Origin of the sequence: Dietzia maris (assembly GCF_014144855.1) — a bacterium.
Lineage (GTDB): Bacteria > Actinomycetota > Actinomycetes > Mycobacteriales > Mycobacteriaceae > Dietzia > Dietzia kunjamensis.
Map to the genome: position 1 here is coordinate 1 of NZ_JAALDN010000230.1, position 3,371 is coordinate 3,371.

The 3,371-nt window shown below is 70.2% G+C and carries 3 protein-coding genes, 1 tRNA gene and 1 pseudogene; 3 read left to right on the forward strand and 2 right to left on the reverse strand.

The window, feature by feature from the left end:
* The coding region (locus tag G6024_RS08070) for a TPM domain-containing protein (RefSeq protein WP_182640346.1) at positions 1 to 621 on the reverse strand (621 nt) is incomplete at its 3' end.
* A gap of 68 nt (positions 622 to 689) precedes the next feature.
* On the opposite strand from G6024_RS08070, the gene dnaG reads away from it, so the two are divergent.
* Both dnaG and G6024_RS08080 read left to right on the forward strand, forming a co-directional pair.
* A complete protein-coding gene (gene dnaG, locus G6024_RS08075; protein ID WP_159148449.1) occupies positions 690 to 2,720 on the forward strand; it encodes a DNA primase in 2,031 nt (676 codons plus the stop codon).
* 81 nt (positions 2,721 to 2,801) lie between these two features.
* Positions 2,802 to 2,874 (forward strand) — tRNA-Asn (locus G6024_RS08080).
* Positions 2,875 to 2,930: 56 nt separating this feature from the next.
* Here G6024_RS08080 and G6024_RS17165 read toward each other — a convergent pair.
* A pseudogene (locus G6024_RS17165) lies at positions 2,931 to 3,026 on the reverse strand (dihydrofolate reductase family protein); the annotation flags it as partial.
* Positions 3,027 to 3,072: 46 nt separating this feature from the next.
* On the opposite strand from G6024_RS17165, the gene G6024_RS16335 reads away from it, so the two are divergent.
* Positions 3,073 to 3,291 (forward strand): molybdenum cofactor biosynthesis protein MoaE, encoded by a 219-nt coding sequence (locus G6024_RS16335; protein ID WP_235027812.1) that lies wholly within the window; start codon positions 3,073 to 3,075, stop codon positions 3,289 to 3,291.
* Positions 3,292 to 3,371: the final 80 nt, after the last annotated feature.

The following is a 3,371-nucleotide window of genomic DNA, read 5'->3' on the forward strand; positions in this document are numbered from 1 at the left end:
CCGGCGGGCGAACAGGACCACGGCCGCGACGAGGGCGATGATCCCCACGATGATGGCCAGGATGGCGAACGGCGAGATCTCCGAGCCGGAGCCCTGGCGTTCGAGCCCGTCGGCCGCGCCGGTGACGGCTCCGGCCCAGTCGTCGGTGGCAAGGCGCGGTTCGATGTCGCGGTCGGCGATTTCTTGCGCGGTCAGCTGATCGGCAGTGGGCGAGGCCTCGGGGTCGTCGAACTCGAACCAGTACCTGCCCTCGTCCACGGCCACTACGAGCAGCGCGTCGGACGCGCCCAGGTCGGACAGTTCCCGGGTCTGCTGCGTCCACTGCTCGACCGGGATGCCGTCGAGGGTGTCGACGAACGTCACCCACAGCTGGATCTGGTCGGACGAGCGCAGTTCGGCCAGTCGGCTCTCCACCTCGCTGGTGTCACCGCCGAGGACCCCCGCGGAGTCGGTGAGCTGCTGCTGCAGGTTCGACGGGGGCTCGGCCGAGGCGCCGGGGGCGGCCCACACCAGCGCGCAGGCCAGGAACGCGACCACCGTCGCGAGCGCTGTCACCGGGGCCTGGCTGAACCGGGAACGGGGTCGCCGGGCGGCGGCGGGCAGGAGTTGGGCGGCGATCATGGCCCCAGCGTATCGGCCCCGAACAGGGGGCACGCCGGTCCTCGCCGGAGGCGGCTACTCTGGGCGTCATGGCAGGGCGGATTCCGGAGCAGGACATCGCCGCGATCCGCGAACGCACCCGTATCGAGGAGATCGTCGGCGAGTACGTCGCGCTCAAACCAGGTGGCGCGGACTCGCTCAAGGGGCTGTCCCCGTTCAAGGACGAGAAGACCCCCTCGTTCCACGTACGTCCGCAGCACGGCTACTTCCACTGCTTCTCGACGGGTGAGGGTGGCGACGTCTTCGCGTTCCTCATGAAGATGGAGCACATCAGCTTCGTCGAGGCGGTGGAGCAGCTGGCCGACCGGCTGGGCTACCGCATCTCCTACGAGGGTGGCGGGCAGGTCATCCAGCGCGATCGCGGCACGCGGTCCCGGCTGGCGCAGGCCAACGCGGCCGCGCAGAAGTTCTACGCCGAGCGGTTGGCGCAGGACCCGGAGGCGGAGACGGCGCGCACCTTCCTCACCGACCGCGGGTTCGACATGGCCCAGGCCCAGCACTTCGGCTGTGGGTACGCGCCCGCCGGCTGGGACACCATGAGCAAGCACCTCATGCGCCAGGGGTTCGAGCCCAAGGAGCTGGAGGCGGCCGGGCTGTCCAAGACGAGTTCGCGTGGCACCCTCATCGACCGTTTCCACCGCCGGTTGCTGTGGCCCATCCGCAACCTCGGGGGCGAGGTGATCGGGTTCGGCGCGCGCAAGCTGTTCGAGGACGACACCCTGGGCAAGTACATGAACACCCCCGAGACGATGCTCTACAAGAAGTCCCAGGTGTTGTTCGGTCTGGACCTGTCCAAGCGGGAGATCGCCTCGCAGCGTCGCGCGGTCGTGGTCGAGGGCTACACCGACGTCATGGCCATGCACGCGGCCGGCGTCACGACCGCGGTCGCCGCGTGTGGCACCGCGTTCGGCGAGGACCACCTGTCGACGCTGCGGCGCCTGATGTTGGACGACAACTACTTCCGCGGCGAGATCATCTACACGTTCGACGGCGACGAAGCCGGCAAGAAGGCCGCGCTCCGGGCGTTCTCGGGGGACCAGCAGTTCTCCGGCCGGACGTTCGTGGCGGTGGCCCCGCCGGGGACGGATCCGTGCGACCTGCGTCAGAACAAGGGCGACGCGGCGGTGCGGGATCTCGTGTCCGCGCGGGTGCCGATGTTCGAGTTCGCGATCCGCTCGATGCTGGAGGACTACGACCTCGACCACGCCGAGGGGCGCGTGGAGGCCCTGCGGCGCACGGTGCCGGTGGTGGCCGACATCCGCGATTCGACGCTGCGTGACGAGTACGCCCGCCAGCTCGCCGGCTGGGTCGGCTGGGACGACCCGGCGACGGTGGTGCGCCGTGTCCGCGAGGAGGCGCGCAAGAAGGGCCGCGCACGGTCGGCAGGGTCGGGTTCCGGGTTGCGCAAGCGTGCCCCCGGTGGACCGGGTGGGGGAGCCCGACCGGGGTGGGACACCGCCGAGCGTGGGGGCGGCGCGGGTCGCGGCCGTGGGGGATACGACGACGACGAGGCCGGCGGCCGCGATACGCAGCAGACTCCGGAGGTGCCGACGGGCGTGCCCATCCCCGCTGCGGCGGACCCAGTGCTGTGGCCCCAACGGGAGGCCGTGAAGGCGGCCCTGCAGTACCCGGGGCTGGCCGGGCCGCTCTTCGACTCGCTGCCGGAGGAGTGCTACACCCACCCCGCCTATGCCACGATCGCGCAGGCACTGTCGACGGCCGGGGGGTGCGCGGCCGGCAAGAGCGGCGCGAACTGGGTCTCGGAGGTCTCCGAGGGGCTGGGCGACGACGGGCTGCGCCGACTGGTCGGGAGCCTCGCGGTGGAGACGCTGCGCGTATCCGAAGAGGCCTTGCCCCGCTACATCTCCGGCGTGCTGGCGCGGCTGCAGGAGGTGTGGGTCTCGGGCCAGATCGCGGACCTCAAGTCCAAGGTGCAGAGGATGAGCCCCGCGGAGGATCCCGAGGGCTACTCGGCGTTGTTCGGTGATCTGGTGGCTCTGGAGGAGTACCGGCGCGGCCTGTTGAACCAGGCGGTCGGCGCGACTCCGGACATCGCCTGACCAGCCGATTTGGTTCGTCGGCCTGCGGCGCACTAAGGTGAGTTCTCGGTATCCGGCATCACCGCCGGTCGCCAGCAGTGATCCCCCATAGCTCAATTGGCAGAGCATTCGACTGTTAATCGAAGGGTTATTGGTTCGAGTCCAATTGGGGGAGCCCAGCAACCAGGTCAGAGGCTTCCGAGCCCTGACCTGGTCTGCATTTCAGGGTGGTCAGCCGGGTGGGGCGTGCAGGGTGGGCCGGTAGATCAGCTCCTGGATCCGGCCGTCGAGGGTGCGGCTCTCGAGCAGTTCGAGGTCATACTCCGCTCACCCCACGGCCCGGGACACTCTCGCCCGGCTCTGCGCCGAGGTCGTGGGGGAGCACTCGGCGCGGGTGGCGGCGGTCCACCGCGTGGGCGTGCTGCCGGTGGGCGAGGTCGCGGTGGTCGTGGTCGCCGTGGCTCCGCATCGGGCCGAGGCGTTCGCGGCGTGTTCGGAGCTCATCGAGCGGCTCAAGCACGGGGTGCCCATCTGGAAGCGGCAGCGCTTCACCGACGGCGTCTCCGAATGGGTGGGCGTCGGCGACTGCTGAGTTGGTCAGGCCGGCCGTCTGCGGGGTCCGTACCTGTCCTGACCCGGCGGATTGATGAGTGTGCCGTCGTCGGCGACGAT